Source organism: Streptomyces cellostaticus (assembly GCF_023630175.1).
GTDB classification, from domain to species: domain Bacteria; phylum Actinomycetota; class Actinomycetes; order Streptomycetales; family Streptomycetaceae; genus Streptomyces; species Streptomyces cellostaticus_A.
Window position 1 is genome coordinate 361,668 of record NZ_JALLIN010000001.1, and the last position, 18,690, is coordinate 380,357.

Annotated in this window: 13 protein-coding genes and 3 pseudogenes; 5 read left to right on the forward strand and 11 right to left on the reverse strand. The window is 71.7% G+C overall.

All coding sequences use genetic code 11. The annotated features are described in order from the left end of the window. Positions 1–4: 4 nt before the first annotated feature. Together MXD57_RS01080 and MXD57_RS01085 are read left to right on the forward strand one after the other, a co-directional pair. On the forward strand, positions 5–478 hold the full coding sequence (locus MXD57_RS01080; RefSeq protein ID WP_250399314.1) for a hypothetical protein: 474 nt from the start codon (positions 5–7) through the stop codon (positions 476–478). A gap of 91 nt (positions 479–569) precedes the next feature. Beyond that, complete coding sequence (locus tag MXD57_RS01085) at positions 570–1,256, forward strand: toxin C-terminal domain-containing protein (protein WP_250399315.1); 687 nt, start codon at positions 570–572, stop codon at positions 1,254–1,256. 87 nt (positions 1,257–1,343) lie between these two features. Here MXD57_RS01085 and MXD57_RS01090 read toward each other — a convergent pair. The 3 genes and pseudogenes from MXD57_RS01090 to MXD57_RS01100 all read right to left on the reverse strand — a co-directional run. Then, a pseudogene (locus MXD57_RS01090) lies at positions 1,344–2,641 on the reverse strand (tyrosine-type recombinase/integrase); the annotation flags it as partial. 10 nt (positions 2,642–2,651) lie between these two features. Beyond that, positions 2,652–2,855 carry a helix-turn-helix domain-containing protein gene (locus MXD57_RS01095; RefSeq protein ID WP_240121277.1) on the reverse strand — a complete coding sequence of 68 codons (204 nt, stop codon included), beginning with the start codon at positions 2,853–2,855 and terminating at the stop codon, positions 2,652–2,654. Then, a pseudogene (locus tag MXD57_RS01100) lies at positions 2,852–3,833 on the reverse strand (replication initiator); the annotation flags it as partial. The pseudogene MXD57_RS01100 and the gene MXD57_RS01095, both read right to left, overlap by 4 nt. An 8-nt stretch (positions 3,834–3,841) precedes the next feature. Here MXD57_RS01100 and MXD57_RS01105 point away from each other — a divergent pair. Then, positions 3,842–4,147: pseudogene (locus MXD57_RS01105) on the forward strand (transposase); the annotation flags it as partial. A gap of 266 nt (positions 4,148–4,413) precedes the next feature. Then, entirely contained in the window at positions 4,414–5,289 is an 876-nt protein-coding gene (locus tag MXD57_RS01110) for a PhzF family phenazine biosynthesis protein (protein WP_250399339.1), read from the forward strand. A 137-nt stretch (positions 5,290–5,426) separates the two neighbouring features. Here MXD57_RS01110 and MXD57_RS01115 read toward each other — a convergent pair whose 3' ends face one another. From MXD57_RS01115 to MXD57_RS01150, 8 genes are all read right to left on the reverse strand, one after another. Beyond that, the gene (locus MXD57_RS01115) at positions 5,427–8,750 is read right to left on the reverse strand and encodes an SAV_2336 N-terminal domain-related protein (RefSeq protein WP_284504941.1); all 3,324 of its coding nucleotides are present in this window, start codon (positions 8,748–8,750) and stop codon (positions 5,427–5,429) included. A gap of 2 nt (positions 8,751–8,752) precedes the next feature. Next, positions 8,753–9,703, reverse strand: coding sequence for an AAA family ATPase (locus MXD57_RS01120; protein ID WP_250399317.1), 951 nt, complete (start codon positions 9,701–9,703; stop codon positions 8,753–8,755). Then, positions 9,700–11,775: a VMAP-C domain-containing protein gene (locus MXD57_RS31710; RefSeq protein ID WP_250399318.1), complete on the reverse strand. Its 2,076-nt coding sequence runs from the start codon at positions 11,773–11,775 to the stop codon at positions 9,700–9,702. Before MXD57_RS31710 ends, MXD57_RS01120 begins: the two co-directional genes overlap by 4 nt. Positions 11,776–11,850: 75 nt before the next feature. Next, positions 11,851–12,246, reverse strand: coding sequence for a CU044_2847 family protein (locus MXD57_RS01130; protein WP_250399319.1), 396 nt, complete (start codon positions 12,244–12,246; stop codon positions 11,851–11,853). A 352-nt stretch (positions 12,247–12,598) separates the two neighbouring features. Next, positions 12,599–13,249, reverse strand: a complete 651-nt coding sequence (locus tag MXD57_RS01135) for a thymidine kinase (protein ID WP_250399320.1) — start codon at positions 13,247–13,249, stop codon at positions 12,599–12,601. 213 nt (positions 13,250–13,462) lie between these two features. Next, on the reverse strand, positions 13,463–14,653 hold the full coding sequence (locus MXD57_RS01140; protein WP_250399321.1) for an alkaline phosphatase family protein: 1,191 nt from the start codon (positions 14,651–14,653) through the stop codon (positions 13,463–13,465). Beyond that, the gene (locus MXD57_RS01145; protein WP_250399322.1) at positions 14,653–15,249 is read right to left on the reverse strand and encodes a DUF5998 family protein; all 597 of its coding nucleotides are present in this window, start codon (positions 15,247–15,249) and stop codon (positions 14,653–14,655) included. The genes MXD57_RS01140 and MXD57_RS01145 overlap by 1 nt, the downstream gene beginning before the upstream one ends. Positions 15,250–15,368: 119 nt before the next feature. Further along, a complete protein-coding gene (locus tag MXD57_RS01150) occupies positions 15,369–18,245 on the reverse strand; it encodes a bifunctional acetate--CoA ligase family protein/GNAT family N-acetyltransferase (protein ID WP_250399323.1) in 2,877 nt (958 codons plus the stop codon). A gap of 178 nt (positions 18,246–18,423) precedes the next feature. On the opposite strand from MXD57_RS01150, the gene MXD57_RS01155 reads away from it, so the two are divergent. Then, a partial coding sequence (locus MXD57_RS01155; protein WP_250399324.1) for an HPr family phosphocarrier protein occupies positions 18,424–18,690 on the forward strand: 267 nt, incomplete at its 3' end.

Sequence of the window (18,690 nt, forward strand, 5' to 3'; positions counted from 1 at the left end):
AATGATGAAATTCATCATCGCTACACCCTCGGGCCGCTACGCAGATGCCTGTAGGTCGGTACTGGGAGACCTCCCCGGGGTCGAAGTCAGAATGGGGTCGGGCCCGGAAACCGGCTGGGATTGTGACGCGGCGATCCTGAACTCGCCGCTGGCCCACGAGCGTTATGGAAGTTCCCCAGAAAACGGGAAGGTCCAGATCCTCGTGAACCGACGGGACGACGGGGTTCCCGGCATCATCCTGACCGTGCCTCCGACGGGCATGGACAGTGCAGTGACGGACCCCGGCGGTGCAGCACTGGAGGAGTGGGTGCTGCGATCCATGGAGGTGTGCGTCTCGGAATTCGCCACGGCTTTCCCGGAGCTCACCGAGAAGGCTGCGATCCTCGTACACCTCGAAGGAGCAGGGTTCGACAACGTCGAAATCGACGCACCTTTGAGGGGGTTGCGGAGGTTCTTCGACCACTCGCAGCAACTGTGATCTTCCTGAGGGGTACACCTCTTCCCCGGCGTTCAAGGGCGATCCTTATCGTCGGGACTCGGTAGCCGCGCGAAGTGCGTAGAACCGGGAGTTGTACGCCGGAACCGTAGGGGACAGAGCGGGGGCCCTCGGGTACAGGACGAGAATTCCTGCGCAAAAGGCTCCGTTTAATTCACACGGCCAGGTGGTCTTCTCGAATGGGAAGAACTACATCACGCCGGATATTGACGGGCATAACATGTCGGACGGATGGAAGATATCAACCGCAAGGGCCAACGGATCGGTACTTATGACGCAGACCTCAACTATCTCAAGGAATAACCGATTCGCGATCGAAGTGATCGGTGATCCCGCCTCGGAGGGTGGTGTCTCGTCGCCTTCCGAGGCCGCCGGTAGGGTCACAGTCGGGGATTTCTCGGAATCATTCCCGATGGACCTGAACTTCTGGACGGTGGGTGACTACTCTCGAAGTTGGGAGAGAGCCCTGAGGGAGCTTGAGGCGAGCAAGAATTCGACCTCATGCCTCATCTCTTCGATCACGGACCCGGAGACCGCCAACTTCATCTTCTGCTGGCCTATTTACCGGGAAGGGGAAGATATCTACGTGCAAAACTCGATCATCTTCCTGGATGGCCTCGAAGAAAAGTTCAATCCGCAAGAGCCTTGGCGATATGTGGAGGTTCGGAGTTTGGTTGACGAGGACGGGAACCAAATTTCTGAGTGGTCGACGACCATTTCTCAGGTGCGGCGGTTCCGCGAGTCCATCGGGAGCCAGTAGCTCACGTACGCACGCAAATCTGAAGCCCCGTCAGGCATTGCCTGGCGGGGCTTCAGCGTGGCGTGACGGCAGTAGTTGACGGCAACGTCAGTGGACGATGGCTCTCCGCACAGTGGCGGGCGTTGGGTCGTCGCGTGTCGGCTCGTGGCCAGCAGGACCGTCCAGCGCGGTGCTCAGGGTGTCGATGGCGTCGCGTTGGAGGCGGAGTCGGACGTGGGCGTAGACGGTGGCGGTGGCGCCGATGTGGGCGTGGCCGAGGAGTTCCTTGATGACGACGAGTTCGACGCCCTGTTCCAGTAGGAGGGTGGCGGTCGAGTGGCGGAGGTCGTGGAAGCGGATGCGGCGGAGGTCAGCCTTGCGGAGGAGCGTGGTGAAGGCGCGGGTGAGGTTGGTCGGGTCGATCGGTCGGCCCTGCGCGGTGGTGAACACGTTCCCGTTGTGCTGCCACGTGGTGCCCGCGGACTCACGCTCGCGCTTCTGCTGCTCGTGGTAAAGCTTCAGCGACTGGACGCAGCGACTGGGGAGGGTGATGCGGCGCTCGGAGGCCCGGGTCTTGGTGGGCAGCGTGGTGAGCCCACCTGCGGTAGTGCGCTGGAGGGTGCGGCGGACGGCGGCGGTGCCCGCGTCGAGGTCGAGGTCTTCCCAGCGCAGGCCGAGGAGTTCGCCCTTGCGGAGTCCGGTGTGGAGGGCGAGTTCGAACAGGGCGTGCAGCCGGTGTCCGCGCGTGGCCGCGAGGAACTGGCGGGCTTCGTCGGCGGTGAGGGGTTCGAAGCGGCGGGGCGTGGGGTGCCGGTGCGGACGTTGCGGGCGACGTTGCGCGAGATCTCTTCCTCGCGGACGGCGTGCTCCAGGGCGGACTTGAGGACGGAGTGGAGGTAGGTGAGCGTCAGCGGCGAGAGCAGCTTGCGGCAGCACTGGCCGACGGCGCAGCAGCGGGGCTGGTCGCGCCGGGCGTCGATGCGACGGGTGCAGCATTGGCAGGTGGTGCGGAGCTGGTTGAGCCAGGTGCGGACGTCCTTGGCGGTGAGCTTGGTGAGCTTCTTTTTGCCGAGCCCGGGGATGAGGTAGCGGTGGACGCAGGTGGTGTAGCGGGTGTGGGTGGTTTCGCGGAGGTGGTGGAGGGCGACGTTCTCCAGCCAGTAGGTCAGGTACGCGGCCAGGCTGCCCTGCGCGGAGGGGACGGGGAGGCCGCGGTTGCTGGCGGCGATCTTCTCGGGGAGTTTGGCCAGGGCGTCTTTGCGGGTGGTGCCGTAGACGCGGATTCGTCGGCGGGTGTTGCCGGGGGCGAGGACGTATCCGGCGGCTTCCCAGCGGCTGTCCTTGCGCTGGTAGACGGTTCCGTCGCCGTTGGCGCGGGTGCGGCGGGAGGCAGGGGTGTCTCGGGGGGGGTGGTCATCAGGCGGCTTCCTGTTCGAGGCGGGTGTGGATGAAGTCGGTCAGGGCGTGGGTGGGGATACGGCGGGCGCGGCCGAGGGTGATCGAGGCGAGCTGTCGGGTGCGGAGCAGGTCGTAGACGGCGGAGCGGCCGAGCTGGAGGCGGGCCATGACCTGCGGCACCGTCAGCAGTTCCTCCGGCGCCCGTTCGGAGGCCGTGGTCATCCGCAGCCCCCTTCGGCCGCGAACTGCCGTGTGAGTTCTCTGCGGTGCCAGACGGCGGCGGCGAGGAGTGCGCCGCCGGGGCTGTAGCCGGTGCCGAGGTAGGTCCAGTGGCCGACGACGAGGGTGGTGTCCGGGTCGGGCTCGGGCAGGCCGGCGTGACGCGGGCCTGTTCGGTGCGCCAGGCACGGCGGGCGGCGCGCAGCGCGCCCAGGGCGGTCGAGTAGGAGCGGGACTTGGTGGAGAAGTGGCCCCGGAAGCCGAGCATGTGTGCCCACTTCCAGAGCTTCAGGTGGGCGAATTCCGCAGCTTGCCCAGTTCCCAGCAGGTGCGGATCATCTGGCGTACGTGGCGGGCGACGGCGAGGCGGGGCAGGGGCCGGGCCTGTCCGGTGCCGTCGCAGGCGGTGCACGGGAGCGGCGTTCCGTGGGGCAGCACGGTGGCGCCGCGTCCCTGGCAGGGGCGGCAGAACAGGGCACAGTCGAGGGCGCCGGAGGCGTCGGCGGACTTGGTGGCGTACTTCGCCACGTAGGCGGCCACGGCCTGATCGGTGAATTCGGCGTCGGTGCCGAAGGCGGCGATCTCGCGCACATCGAACTGTTCGCCCCAGCCGAGTTCGCGTTCCCCGACCGCGTCCGACGTGACCGTTACGCGGACCCGCGCGGCGGCGGCGCGGGCGGCCTTGGTGAGTACGGCAACGGTGGCGTACGACGGCGGGGGCTGGCTGCTGCCGTCCGGGCCGTCGAGTCGGATGACGGCGTGGAAGTGGACCAGGCCGCGCTGTTGGTACTCGGCGACCTTGGCGAAGGACACCCGCAGGACCGCGCGGGCGGCCTTCTGCGTCATGCCGAGCCCGGCGGCGATCTCGCGGCGCAGGTAGGTGGTGAACCGGGCCCACAGGGTGGAGGCATGGGCGTTGAACAAGACCGCGCCCTCGTAGTCGTACGTCGCGGGGTTCAGCGGCGTCCCGATCAGAGCGTCGTTACAGTAAGGCGCCGATCGTGCTGGTGTGGGACCGGCTGAACACCCACGTCTCCCGCGTCATGCGTGAGCTGATCGCCGAGCGTGCATGGCTGACGGTGTTCCTTCTGCCCGCGTACTCACCTGACCTCAACCCGGTCGAGGGCGTGTGGGCCCACGTCAAACGCAGCCTGGCCAACCTCGCCGTCATGGACCTCGACCAGCTCGAAGTCCTCGTCCGCACCCGGCTCAAGCGCCTTCAGTACCGGTCCGGCACCCTCGACGGCTTCATAGCCGGCACCGGCCTGGCCCTCGACGATCCAAAGTCACCCTGACGAGCCGAAGTCAGTAATCTCGCCATCGGCGTCCACCATCAAGACGGCCACAACAACATCGCCGCCGCCCACCGCACCGGCCGGGACCACCAGCGGCCCCAAGACCGCGGCGAGCAAGGTTCTGGGCAAACTCGGCGCGGGAAGGGCAACCAAGTGTCAGTGACGCAATCTCAGTGACTCAGAGCACCAGGCCCCCGCCCAAGGGCAAACACCGGCTGCACAAGCTCCGCGAAATAATCCACGCCCCGCCCGGTGTTGCCGCGACCATGACGACGAACGCGCCGCGGCCCGAGGTGCTGCGCTACACCGCCTTCTCCAGTGACCCCGCCGGCGGGAACCCCGCCGGCGTCGTGCTGGACGCCACCGGACTGGACGACGGCGACATGCTGGCCATCGCCGCCGAACTCGACTACTCGGAGTCCGCGTTCCTGACCGCGCCCCCGGAGGGTCTCGACGGCCCGGAGGGGCGGGCGTACGGCATTCGTTACTTCAGTCCCAAGGCCGAGGTGCCGTTCTGCGGGCACGCCACCGTCGCGACCGCCGTCGCGCTCGCCGAGCGGATCGGCCCCGGGGAGCTGGTGTTCTCGACGCCCGCCGGCACCGTGCCGGTGGAGGTCACCGAGGAGGGCGGGACGATCCGGGCCACGCTCACCAGCGTCGAACCGCACGTGGAGGAGATCGCCGGTGCCGACCTCGCGGAGGCGCTCGCCGCGCTGGACTGGCCGGCCACGGATCTCGATCCGGCCTTCCCGCCCCGTGTCGCGTTCGCCGGAGCCCGCCATCTCGTCCTCGCGGCGGCGACGCGCACCCGCCTCGCGGACCTCGCGTACGACTTCGCGCGCCTGGAAGCGCTGATGCACCGCCTGGACCTGACCACGGTCCAGTTGGTGTGGCGGGAGTCGGCCACCGTCTTCCACGTCCGTGACCCGTTCCCCGTCGGCGGCGTCGTCGAGGACCCGGCGACCGGCGCGGCGGCCGCCGCTTTCGGTGCGTACGCCCGTGAGTTCGGCCTGGTCCCCGAGGACGCCGTCCTCACCCTGCACCAGGGCGAGGACCTGGGCCGCCCGGGCGAACTCACGGTGACGCTGCGCGCGGGCGATTCGCGCGTCCGGGTCGGGGGCGCGGGAGCCCGCATCGGCTGAAGGCACCGGCCGGGAGGCGCTTCGCTCACGCCGGCCGTTGTCCGCATGCGACAAGCCGGGTGTCTCAGCCGAGACTGTCGGAGTGGGGAGCGGCAAAGGACCGTCCGAGGAGGCCGTGCGCTTACCGGTCCCGTGATTCAGTCGTCCTGCATCGCCAGCTCCGCCAACCGGACGAACGTCCCCGTGGTGGCTGGCCGCAGTCGGTTCAGTGCCCAGCTGGAAGACTGCAGCGTCGCGTCGAAGGGCACGTGCACCACCTGTTCGGGTTCGACTTGCAGACGCCGGGCGAATCCGTCCGGCAGGTCACGGTCGGAGCCGCCGTCGACGTCTGTGGCCACGACGAGCGCCCGCCGTGCCAACCGTTCCCGACCCGTCGCCCGCACGTCGGTGAGGGTACGGACAGCCGCATCCAGGAACCACTCTGCGGTCCCACAGCACAGGATCAACCGGTCGGTGTGGTCGAGGACCACCTCGGCCGACCCGTCCAGACGCAGCGGTGCCCAGTCGGTGAGGACGAAGGAGTAGTAGGGCGCCGTCTGGGCCAGCACATAGGCGTACTCCTGTTGGTGGGCCGGGTTGGGGCTGAAGTGGCCGGCGCGGTGGGCCACGACTTCCAGGCCGGACGGCAGGCGGGTGGTGCGGGCGCGGATCTTCTCGTACGACGGTGGGGGCGGCAGCGCCGCCAGATCGCGTACGACGGCCGGGTTGCGGTCGGTGAGGAAGGCGTCCAACGCCCCTTCGGAGGCGGATCCGTCGAGCGCCAGGACCGGTTCACCACGCACCGCGGCGAGAAGAGACCCGAGGACCATCGTGGTCGTGGCGCGGCCGCTGTAGTGGTAGGCGCCGACCAGGGTCAGGCGCCTGCTGTGCGGCAAGGGTTCCCGCAGCCGCTCCAACCGGGCCTCGGCCTCCCGGCGGGCAGCGCCGAAGCGCGGAAGACGCAGCGCGGGGGGTGTGCCGCCGGCGACCGCGGGCGGCGGCGTGAGCGGCACGGGCTCGACCCGGCTCTCCTGAACCGCCGGTGACCGCGGGCCACCCAGTTGGAGACGGGTTCGGGCGACGTACCGGGCGAGCATCTCGGCGACCTCGCTCGCCGCGGGCCGCTGCGCCGGATCCGGGTCGATGCAGCGCAGCACGAGTCGCCGCAGCTGTTCCCATGTGTCGCCCTGCCACAGATGCATGCCCTCGGGGAGGCCCGGCATGTCCCAGCCGGCCTTGCTGCTGATGACCTGGAGCAGCTCGCCCAGGACCCGCACGTTGTCCTCGCGGGTGGGCGCCGCGCCCGAGCCCAGGTACACGCCGTCGACGGCACAGTCCGACAGGTCGGCCAGGACCACGGTGCGGCGCAGGACGTACACGCTATCGGCGTCCAGCGCTGCGGGCACGAGTCCGTTGACGTGGCACAGGGCGACCGCGTTGGCGAGATAGCAGGAGACCAGCAGGCCCTGCAGGATGTCAAAGGGCGCGGTGCCGTCGGTCAGCGCCCGGGTGAAGATCTCCACGAGCCGTGTCGGCTGCGCGTCGGACGCCCCTGCGTCCGCGATCGGTGTCATGGCGAGCCAGGGCGGCGACTCCTGGAGCCCGGCGGCGAGCAGCAGGGGCGCGTATTGGCCCTGGAGGCGGGCCAGCGCCTCGGCCTCCACCCCGATCAGTCCGGCGTTGACGGCGGGCAGGTCGGCGCGCGGCAGTCGCAGTACGGCCTGCCTGCCCTCGGTGTCCACGCCCTGGTAGACGACCGTGCGGCGCCCGCGCCGGCGGCCGCGTAGTTCGTAGCCCCCGATACTGTGTGGGTCCTCGTCGGTGAGCGGCTCCCAGTCGTCCGTACCGGTGTCGGGCCGTAGCGGGGCCTGGCCGTGGCTGCGGGTTTCGCCGAAGGACACGCCGAACCGGCTGAGGAGCCGGCGCTCGATGCTGCTGAAGGGCAGCTGTGAGGCGGACAGGGTGTCGGAGCCGTCCGGGTGGATCAGCCAGGCCGGGAAGTCGGGCGAGTTGCCGGCGAGTTCCTCCAGGCGGCGTGCGATTCGGGCGCCGGTGCGTAGGAGTTCGGCCTGTGGGACGGCGTCCAGGAGGACCGTCTTGGAGTCGTCCGAGAAGTCGAAGACCCGGTGTTTGGCCGGCAGCGGGCCGGCCACGGGGGCCGAGTGGGGTCGTACGAGGCCGCCGAGGAACACTTCGGCGAGGTGTGAGGTCGTGGCGGCCCAGGGCACCGCCGTCTGCACCAGCCGCATCACGGGCACGGAGAGCGGGGCGACGGCCGCGAGGTGGGCGGCGAGGCGGTACGCCTCGGGGGTCGCCGCGTCCCGGAAGTGCTGGGCGCTGCTCAGGTCGCGCGCGGCGGCGACGGCGGAGGCCCGGTCGGGGCGGGCCAGCAGCGGCAGTTCCACGGTGATGCCGGGGGAGGCGAGCAGCCGGGCCCACACCCGCAGCGAGTCCGCCGTGGGTTCGAGGACGGGGACCGGGATGTCGTCGAAGTTGCTGAGTTCGGCGGGCAGCACCGGGTCGGTGACTTTCCAGGAGGTGTTGGCGCCGCCGATGCGCCGGGTGGTGGCCTGCCAGTGGGTGGCCGAGATCCCGGAGGCCTCCCACATGTCCGGAGGCAGCGTGTGCAGGACCGCGACCGGGCCTCGACCCGCTCGCTCGGCGAGCAGCCGGTGCATCACTCCGGACCGCCAGGCAGGGCCCATGCCGTCGCTGACGACCAGCAACAGGGTGCGTCCGGAGGGGTCGTTGACGGCGGTCAGCGGCAGCTCGGTGCTGTCGGGGCGGAACGGGCGGGCGTGCAGCCGCGGATGGCTCGCGCTGCGGGTGTCGAGGCCGAGGACCCGGGTGACGGCGAAGGCGCCGAGGCGCTCCAGCAGCGTACGCAGTTCGTTGCCGAGCCGGTGCCACAGCAGCATGGACAGGCCGTCGTCGACGAGCAGGTCGAGGTTCAGCCAGCGTTCTCGTACCGGGCGTTCCACCACGTCGGGCAGGTGCGTCTCGGCGAGCGCCGAGGCGGTGCGGTCCTCGTCGATCTCCGTGCGGTGCCGGCTGTCGTGGCGGCGGCGCAACGGGCGGAGGGACCGGCCGAGTTCCAGCTCGTCGCCGAGCGCCTTGTCCTCGGGGACGCGCACCGGGAGGGCCCGGCGGGGTTCCCGCCCTGGGGAGGCGGGGCGTGGCTCGGGGGCCGGGGTCTGGCGGGCCGACGAGTACAGGCTGGGGCTGGTGAGGTCCGGCAGCTCCGCGTCGCCGGGTTCGGGTGCGGGTTGGGGCGGGACGGTACGGACCTGCTGTGCGGGGTCGTCGGGCGGCGCGGGCCGGTGCGGCCGGGCGGGTGCCTGCCGGTGCAGAGGGGTGTCGGCGCCCGTGGGAAGGCGGCGGGCCAGCCACAGCACATCGAGGATCTGGTCAGCGTCCAGGTCCAGCCCGCAGCCCGCGAGGGTGCGTAGCACCTCGGAGAGCCGCTCGCCACCGGCCGGCATGGTCACATCGCCCCGGTGAGCTGGTGCAGGACGGCGTCCAGCAGCCCCTCCGCGTCGAGTTCGACGCCGCCAGTGCGCAGGAATACGGCGTTGAGCAACTGGTCGGTGGCCAGTTCGCCCAGGGCGCGGCGGCGCAGGAAAACCTCGATGATGTCGTCGGCCTCCCGCATCGCCTCTTCGCCGAGGTGCGCGGCGACGATGGTGCGCAGCCGCTGCTCGTCGGGCAGTGGCAGGTCGAGCCTGAGGCATCGGCGCAGGAACGCGGGCGGAAAGTCGCGTTCGCCGTTGCTGGTGATGACGACGACCGGAAACTCGACGCACTGCACGAGGCCTTGGTGGACGCGGACGGCTGCACGGTGGTCGTACGTCTGCACGTCCACGTCGGCCATGTCCTCCGGCAGCCGGGAGAGTTCCGGGATGTCGAAGAAGCCCTCCTCGAAGACCGTCAGCAGATCGTTGGGCAGGTCGACGTCGCCTTTGTCCATCTCGTCGATGAGCAGACAGCGCGGGGTGACCGAGGGGACGAGTGCCGTGCCGAGGGGGCCGAGCCGGACGAACGTGCCAATGGACGGCTCGCGTTCACCACGGTCGCGGCTGAGCGTGGTCTCCCGCAGCCGGCCGATCGCGTCGTACTGGTAGAGGGCGTCTTTCACGGTCGAGCGGCTGTTGACGGGCCAGCGCAGCAGCTCGCCCAGACACAACTCGTGTGCGATGGCACGGGAGAGGGAGGACTTCCCCGTCCCGGCCGGCCCGGTGACGAGCAGCGGACGGCGCAGGTGCAGTGCCGCGTTGACGACGTCGGCGTGCTGCGGCGCGATCACGTAAGGCAGTTCCGGGCGCATCGACCGCGCGGGGGTGAAGCGGCGCCACGGCGGGGCCGAGGGCAGCGTGACGGACCGGGGGACGCCGTCGCCGCGGAACAGGCGCCAATCGGCGTCGGCAGCGGATGTCATGCGCTCTCCTGGGGTTCGGTCAGGTGCAGGCGAGGTACGGTGCGGTCGGCGTCCGCCCAGGCGAGGACCGGGCGGCCGGGGAAGTCGGGCGGGTTGACCTTGGCGTTGGCCCGGTAGTCCCGTACGCCGTCGGGCAGCTCTGGCGTGGCGATCTGCGCCGTGTACCGGACGGTGTGCGAGGTGCCGTCGCGACCGCGGTCCCACACCACCACAGGTATGCCCAGGGCGAGGCAGGTCTGCACGATGCCGTCCCGCGGTCCGGGGGGCACGTCCACACAGACGCGTACGGTGTCGAGTTGGTTGACGAGCCGGGAGTAGATCGCGTCGCGGTCCATGGACGCGGAGACCACGAGGGTCTTGCCGGAGTCGAGCCGGCTCCACCGGCTGCGCCAGTGGGCCAGGAACCGCCCGTGCCGGCGCAGGAGTTCCGGGCAGTGCACCACCAGCGGGAACTCCACGCCGAGGACTCCGGGCACGAGGGCCTCCGGGTCCCGTGCCGTCCACTCGTCGACCGGCAGGTTGAGGCCGCTCCGGTCCACCAGCACTTCGACGAGGGGTGGCCGTTCGTCCTCGACGGGTGGGGTGAGGGAATCGAGCACGCGCAGCACTTCGCGCGCGGCCTCCGACGCCGAGTGCGACGAGACGCTGTCCGTCGAGACCTGCCGGGGCCCCGCGCCTTCGTCACACCAGATCCTCAGCTGGTGCCGGCCCTGTCCGGCCCGTGTCACCTGGACCAGGACGCGTACGCGCGCGGTCCGGGCACGCAACGAGCGCACCCACTCCTGGGCGTCGGAGCGGCGTTCGCCGATGGCTGCCCGGGTGATGCCCAGCCGCTGAGCCACCCCGTCCGCCCACAACCGCAGCTGTGGCCGTACGGCGCTCGTGCACAGCGCGCCGACGTATTCCATCGCCCGCAGCAGTGCGGGCACCCGGGGTTCTCCGTCGCCCGCGCGGCCGTCGCCCGGCAGCGCCTCCAGGTGGTTGAGGAGGGCCTCCACGGTGTCCGCGCCGGGCTGCGCCGCCATGTGCGGCAGTGCGGCGCGAATCGCCTCGGGGATCCGCGCCAGCACCTCCGGTTCCATCGCCCGCAGATGCTTGCGCAGTGCGACGTACTCCCGGGGCGACAGCAACAGGGGCGTCCGGGACAGGGCGCCCGCCGCCAGGACGCGGTCGGCGTCCTGTGGAGCGTCGCGCCGCAGGTTTCCCGCCAGGGCCGCCAGCGCCCGCGGATGTGTCAGCAGGAACGCCGCGAACTCGTCGGGCGTGGGTGGGGTGACCTCGCTGCCGTGCGGAACCCCGCAGGCCCGGGCCAGCCGTTTGGCGCCCTCCACGCGGCCGCTCGCGGAGGGGAAGATGTCCTCGATGGCCTGCACCAGTAGCAGGAAGGCGTGATCGTCCGGGTCGGGCGGATCGGGCGTCACCCTGTCCAGCACACCGAGCGGGCGCAGCTCGGCCTCGACGCGCTGCCAGGGCGCGGCCCAGCTGCGCCGTGCGAGGTCCTGGGTGCTGGGCGGGCGCGGTGCGCCCGTGGCACGGTCCACGGGCGGCATGAAGTGGGCGACCACCAGGCCGACCACGGCCTTCTCCGTCTCGCACCACAGCGGGCTGCCGCTGTAGCCGGGGCCGACCGCCATTCCGGTGGGCGCGCCGTCCAGATACGCCCGGGATCCATTGAGCCGGCGCACGGTGAGGACCGCGAAGGTGGCCTCGACGCCGGAGCCGTGACAGGCTTCCACTTCCTGGCCGACCGCCATGGCCGCCCGACGGGGGCCGGCGGGCAGACCGCCGGCCGGCCCGTCCACCCGCAGCACGGCCAGGTCGCCGAGCCATTCGTCGTCACCAGGCCGCACCGGTCCGCCATCGCGGGCGCGCGGCGCGATCCAGTGAGCCACGCGTGCGAAATACCGCTGTGAGGACGCCTCGCCGTCGCGCACCTCGACGCCGATCTCGGTCAGTCCGGGCGCTCGCGGGTCGAGCACGGTCCGGCCCAGAGCGGCATTGACGACGTGGGCGCAGGTCAGCACCGTCTCGCCGCCGAGGACGAATCCCGCGCCCACGGCCTTGTCGTCCACAGCCCGGCGGATTGACACGACGTGGAGGGACGCATCGCCGACGCCGTCCCCCGCGGTTCCGAACCATCCCACGCGTCAGTCCGTGGCGGGCGTCGTACCGGTCTGCGGAGCCGGTTTCCAGCTGGCGGTGACGGTGAGATGGGCCTGGGCCGTGCCGCCCACGATCCCGAGCTTGAGGTCCTGGCCGACCTGCACGCCGAAGGTCACGCTCAGCTCGGTCGGTGGCTCGGGCACGGCCGTGGCCGCGGAGTGGACCTCCTGGAGAAGCGGGCCGAGCGGTCTGAGCGCGCCGCGAAGGGCCCCAGCCGCGAAGTCGACGACCGCCCGCCCACCGGCCGCCACGGGCGCCGCCCTTCCCATGCCCTCGGGGAGGTCGTCGGCGGGTACGGCGGGCGCCGTGCCGTCGACGGGTGCGAGCAGGAACCGGACGGGTGTGCCGTCCTCGAGTTCGAGGTCACGTAAAAGGGACACGACAGTATTGTCGTCGGCCGAGCGCGTGTCGGAGGCGGTCTCGCACAACTCGGTTACGGAATCGATGCATGCGGCATCACAGTCACACCCCGAAGCCGGCTACCGAGCCGTACATCGACACACATCTGCCTCGACTTCCTCTGTCCCGGGCTTGGCGGTCACATCGGCGGGGCCAACCGTCTCCGGGACCTTGCGGAGGAGACGCTTGACGAGATCCACGCCATCTCCTGCAGGCTCTCTGAGTGCCGCTTCGGCATCGGCGGGTACGTCGCGGACGACGACTACCAGGCCGTCGAGCGATCCGCGTGCGGAGTCCGTGGCGCCACCGACGCAGATCGCGCCGAAGCCGGCGTCAGGCCGACGCGACCGGCAGCACGTCGGGGGACAACGCCGCTGCCCGAGCCCCGGCGCTCGTCATCCGCTTGCGGTGGTGGCGCCGACACAGCACTTCGTACCCCACGTCCTCCGTCGGCCGGTTCACGTCTCCGACCACGACCTGCTCGCCCTCGACCACCATCGCCCCGCCCACCGTCCGCGCGTTGTGCGTCGCCCGGGCACCGCACCAGCACATCGCCTCGACCTGCAGCGTCTCCAGCCGGTCAGCCAACTCGATCAGCCGCTGGGAGCCGGGGAACAGCCGGGTACGAAAGTCGGTGGTGATACCGAACGCGAACACGTCCAGATCCAGGTCATCGACGATGTGGGCCAGCTGGTCGATCTGCTCCGGCGCGAGGAACTGCGCCTCGTCCACGATCACGTAGTCGACCTTGCCGCCCCGCGACAGTTGTTCCACCACATAGCTGTACAGATCCCGGCCCGGGCCCGCCTCTACCGCGTCGGTCACCAACCCCAGCCGCGACGACAGCTTCCCCTCCCCTGCGCGATCGTCCCGCGTGAAGATCACGCCCTGGAGCCCCCTGGCCGACCGGTTGTGGCCAATTTGTAGCGCCAGAGTACTCTTCCCGCAGTCCATGGTTCCCGAGAAAAACACCAATTCGGACATCAGTGGACCCGCACCTTTCGCGACGAGCGAGACCGGACGCATCCCACACCGACGATGCCGGAACCGCGCGGGACAACACCGTCCGCGGCATCACCAATCGACGGCGAATACCCAAGCAAGTCAGTCGACTTCCCGCAGTCCATGGTTCCGGAGAAGAACACCAGCTCGGGCATGAGGGGATGAGCACCTTTCGGCGGGGACGGGCAGGGGGATTCAGGAGCGTACTTCGAGCAGCGGGACGAGCTGCTCGGCGGGGGTCATCGAGCCGTGGTTGCCGACCAGCGCCGACTCCTTGGGTTCCCGCTGGGAGGCGGTGATCAGGACGTCGTCGTGGGCGGCCGCGATCACGTCACCGAGGCGGGCGTACACCCGCTCGTCGACGCGCGGCCCGAACCAGCCGGCCTCGATCGCCTCGTCCCGCGAGGCCACCCAGAACTGCTCGCCGAGCACCTCGCGCCAGACGGTCAGCACGTCGGCCCCGGCGCCCGGCACCGCGTACACGTGCCGTGCCCGGCCCTCGCCGCCGAGCAGGGCCACGCCGGCGCCCAGCTCCCAGTCCTCGTCGAAGTCGATCCGGTGCTGCTCGTCGAACGGGACGTCGACCATGCCGTGGTCGGCGGTGACGTACAGCGCGCTGCGCGGCGGGAGCTGCTCGGCGAGGCGCTGGGCGAGCCGGTCGACGTTCATGAGCTGGCCGCGCCAGGTGTCGGAGGCGACGCCGTAGCGGTGGCCGGCGCCGTCCAGCTCGGCGTAGTAGGTGTACACCAGCGAGCGGTCACCGGCGGCCAGTTGCTCGGCGGCGAGGTCCATGCGGTCCTCGCCGGTGAGTCTGCCGTGGAAGGTGCCGCCACTCAGCGCGACCTTGGTCAGCGGGGTGCTCGCGAAGGCCGGCGAGGACACCTGGGCGGCGTGCACCCCGGCGTCGTGGGCCAGTTGGAAGACCGTGGGGTACGGCTGCCAGGGCTGCGGCGGGGCCCACGGCTGCCAGCGGAGCTGGTTCATCAGCTCGCCGGTGTCGGGGTTGCGGACGGTGTAGCCGGGCAGACCGTGCGCGCCGGGCGGCAGGCCGGTGCCGACGGAGGCCAGGGAGGTCGCGGTGGTGGCCGGGTAGCCGGCGGTGAGCGGGCGTCCGGTGCCGCCGCGCGAGCTGCCGAGCAGCGAGTTCAGGAAGGGGGCCTCGTCGGGGTGCGCCCTGAGCTGCTCCCAGCCGAGCCCGTCGACCAGGAAGACGCAGACGCGGTCGGCCGGGACCAGTTCCCCGATCGTGGCGGTCATGCCGGGGACGCCGAGGCCCGCGGCCAGCGTGGGCAGCAGGTCGGCGAGCGAGCCGCTGCCGTACTGGGGCAGTGGCGCGGTGTCCAGGGCGAGGGGCTCCGGGTGGTCCCAGGCGGAGATCTGCGCCATCAGCGCGTGGGGTCCGCGGTCGCCTCGGAGATGGCCTGTGCGAAGACGAGCGCCTGGCGCACCGTCTCGGGGCCGTCACCGGCCTCGCTCACCCGCAGGCTGAGGTCGTCCGCCGTGGAGCTGCCCGTGTAGCCGTGGTCGGCCTCGCAGTTGGGGTCGCCGCAGGCGGCGGGCTCCAGGTCGATGCGGCTGACCGCGCCCCAGCCGATGGTCAGCACGATCTCGCGGGGCAGGGTGCCCGGCTTGTACTGCTCCGGGTTGGCGACCACCCGGCTGACCACGACGGAGGAGATCCGGCCGAGCTTGACGGACTCCGTGGAGGTGGTGGCGTACGGCGTCGGGGAGGTGTTGTCGGCGGCCTGCTCGTCGGTGTGGCTGACGATGAAGCGGTTGCCGGTGAGGACGAGCACGGTCACGTGCCGGCGCACCTCGTTCTGGTCGAACGTCGTCTCCTGGTGGACCAGGTACGACCGGATGGGCTCGCCGCCCACGGCGGCCTCCACCGCCTCGGCCACGAGGGCCGGGTAGTAGCCGCTGCGCTCGATCGCCGCGCGCAGCCCCTGGGTCGTCGTACTGGTCTTGGCCATGACGTCCATCCTAATCCGTGGGCAAGGGCGGTCCGGGCCAGTCGCCGGGCGGCCGCGGCCGCCCGGCCTCCCTCGCGCGGGGCCGCGGCGCGAAGGGCGGCCGGCGGGCGGACCGGCCGCTCCCCCGCTCAGTACGCCGGCATGGTGCGCGGTCCCAGGTCGTCCCGGGCGGGCGGCGGTGCGAGGCGCACGGTGGCGCCGAGGACGCTCACGCCCCGCTGGGCGACGACGACCGGCTCCAGGGTGACGGCCACCACTTCTGGATGGTCGTCCACCAGTCGGGACACGCGCAGCAGCAGCCGCTCCAGGGCGGGGGTGTCCGCCGGGATGGAACCGCGCCAGCCGAACAGCAGCGGTGCCGTCCGGATGGACCGGACCAGCGAGGTCGCGTCCCGGTCGGTGACCGGGACCAGCCGGTGCGCCATGTCGCCGAGGAGCTGCGAGGGGGCCCCGGCGAGCCCGAAGGACAGCACGGCGCCGGCCGCCGGGTCGATCACCGCGCGTACGACCGTGTCGACACCCCTCGGCGCCATGCCCTGCACCACCGGCCGCAGCTCGTCGGGCTTCCCGAACAGTTCGGTCAACTCGGCGTACGAGCGGCGCAGTTGCTCTTCGTTCGCGAGGTCCAGGCGTACGCCGCCGAGGTCGGCGCGGTGCCGCAGGTGCGGGGCGGTGGCCTTGAGGGCCACCGGGTAGCCGAGGGTGCGGGCGGCTTCGGCGGCGGCGTCGGGGGTGGGCGCGGGCAGGGCGCGGCGGACCGGGATGCCGTACCTGCCGAGCAGTTCGCAGGTCTCCGCCTCCCCCGGGGTGAGACCCTGCCCGCGTTCGAGCAGGACGCCGATCAGTTCGGCGGCGCCCCTCTCGTCGATGTCCTCGTACTCCGGGACCTTGCCGGGATCGGTGGCCTCGCGGCGCCACTGTCCGTACTTCACGGCCTCGGCGAGGGCGCGGACGGCGCGTTCGGCGGCGGGGTAGGCGGGGATCAGCCGGGGCGCGCCGTGCGGGGGAGCTTCCGGCGCGTCGGGCACCGCTTCCGGCGGTCTCGGCGCGGGGCGGGGCGGGCCGGTGCCGTCCGGCGCACCGGGTGCCCGCTCGGGCCGGGTGGCCGCGTCGGCGGCGCCGGGAGCCTGCGGGGCCGTGCTCGCCGCGGCCGACAACGCCTCCGCGAGTCCGCCGAGTTCCACGTGCACCACGAGCACGGGCTTGCCGGACGCCCCGGAGGCCGCCGACCGCAGCGCCTCCGCCAGTTCGGCGTCGCCTGGCGAGCCCTCGCCGATCGCCGGGATGGCCGTGACCACGACCGCGTCGCACGTGCCGTCCGCCAGCGCCCTGGACAGCGCGCGGCGGAAGTCGTCCGCCGTCGCACCGGTGGTCAGGTCCAGCGGGGGCGAGGGCCGCAGCCCCTCCGCGAGACAGCGGTCGTACGTCAGCAGGCCCAGCGACTCGGAGTTCCCGAGGATCGCCACCCGGGGTCCGGCGGGCAGCGGCTGCCGGGCCAGCAGCAGGCCCGCGTCGACCAGCTCGGTGATCGTGTCGACCCGGATGACGCCGGCCTGCCGGAGCAGCGCCGACACGGTCTCGTGCGGCAGCCGCGTGGCCCGCACCGCGTGCCCCTGCGGCGCGGATCCGGCGCCCTGCACCACGACCAGCGGCTTGGCCGCGGCCGTGCGCCGGGCGAGGCGGTTGAACTTGCGGGGGTTGCCGATGGACTCCAGGTACATCAGGGCGACGTCGGTCTCGGGATCGTCGTACCAGTACTGCAGGACGTCGTTGCCGGAGACGTCGGCGCGGTTGCCCGACGAGACGAAGGTGGACACGCCGCTGACGCCCGTGACCCCGCCGCCGCGCCGGTGCAGCCGGGACAGCAGGGCGATGCCGATGGCGCCGGACTGGGCGAACAGGCCGATGCGGCCGGCCCGGGGCATCTCCGGGGCCAGCGAGGCGTTCAGCCGGACGCCGGGCGCGGTGTTGATGATCCCGAAGGCGTTGGGGCCGATGATCCGCATGCCGTACGCGCGCGCCTGGCGCACCAGGGCCCGCTGCCGCTCGCGCCCCTCGGGCCCGCTCTCGGCGTATCCGGCGGACAGCACCACGAGTCCCTGGACGCCGTGCTCGCCGCACTCGGCGACGACGTCGGGCACGTGCTCGGCCGGGACGGTGACGACGGCGAGGTCGACGGGCCCCTCGATGTCCCGCACCGAGCGGTGCGCGGGCACCCCGTCGATCTCCTCGAGGTCCGCGGTGAAGGCCTTGTTCACGGCGTGCAGCCGGCCCTGGTAGCCGGCCTCCCGGATGTTGCCGAGGACGCCGCGGCCGACGCCGCCGGCGGCGCGGCCCACGCCGATCACGGCGACGGAGCCGGGTGCCAGCAGCCGCCGTACCGAGCGGGCCTCGGCGCGCTGCTCCCGCGCGTGCCGCACCGCGACCGAGCGGTCGGTGGGCTCGAGGTCGAACTCCAGGCGTACGACGCCGTCCTCGAAGCTGCGTTTCTGGGTGTATCCGGCGTCCGTGAACACCTTGATCATCTTGGTGTTCGCCGGCAGCACCTCGGCGGCGAAGCGCCGGATGCCCCGCTCGCGGGCGACGGCCGCGATGTGTTCCAGCAGCGCGGAGGCGACGCCGCGGCCCTGGTGGGCGTCCTGGACCAGGAAGGCGACCTCGGCCTCGTCGGCGGGCGCGGACGCGGGCATGCCGTTGGCGCCGATGCGGTCGTAGCGGACGGTGGCGATGAACTCGCCGCCCACCGTGGCCGCGAGTCCCACCCGGTCCACGAAGTCGTGGTGGGTGAAGCGGTGGACGTCCTTGGCGGACAGGCGCGGGTAGGGCGCGAAGAAGCGGTAGTACTTCGACTCGTCCGAGACCTGCTCGTAGAAGCTGACCAGGCGGCCGGCGTCATCGACGGTGATGGGCCGGACGCGCGCGGTGCCTCCGTCGCGCAGCACCACGTCCGCCTCCCAGTGAGCGGGGTACTCCTGCCGGTCCTGCCGGTCCGCCGGGCTCTGCATGGGCCCCAGGGTACGGCTCGCGTTCGGCGGCGTCGCGAGGCAGTCTGTGGAGGACGACAAGCCGGATCGAGGCCGCGGTCCGGCGGCACGCCCCGGCGGGACGCGGGACCGCCCGGGGCACACTTCGCGATATGGGAAACTGGTCTAGACAACCCTGACCACCGAAGGGCAGCAACACATGGCTGAGCGCCGCGTCAACGTCGGCTGGGCCGAGGGCCTCCACGCCCGCCCCGCCTCCATCTTCGTCCGAGCCGCCACGGCCACAGGCGTCCCGGTGACGATCGCCAAGGCCGGGGGCGCCCCCGTCAACGCGGCCTCCATGCTGGCCGTCCTGGGACTGGGCGCCCAGGGCGGCGAGGAGATCGTCCTCGCCTCCGGCGCCGAGGGCGCGGACGTCGCCCTGGACCGCCTGGCCAAGCTGGTCGCCGAGGGCCTCGAGGAGCTG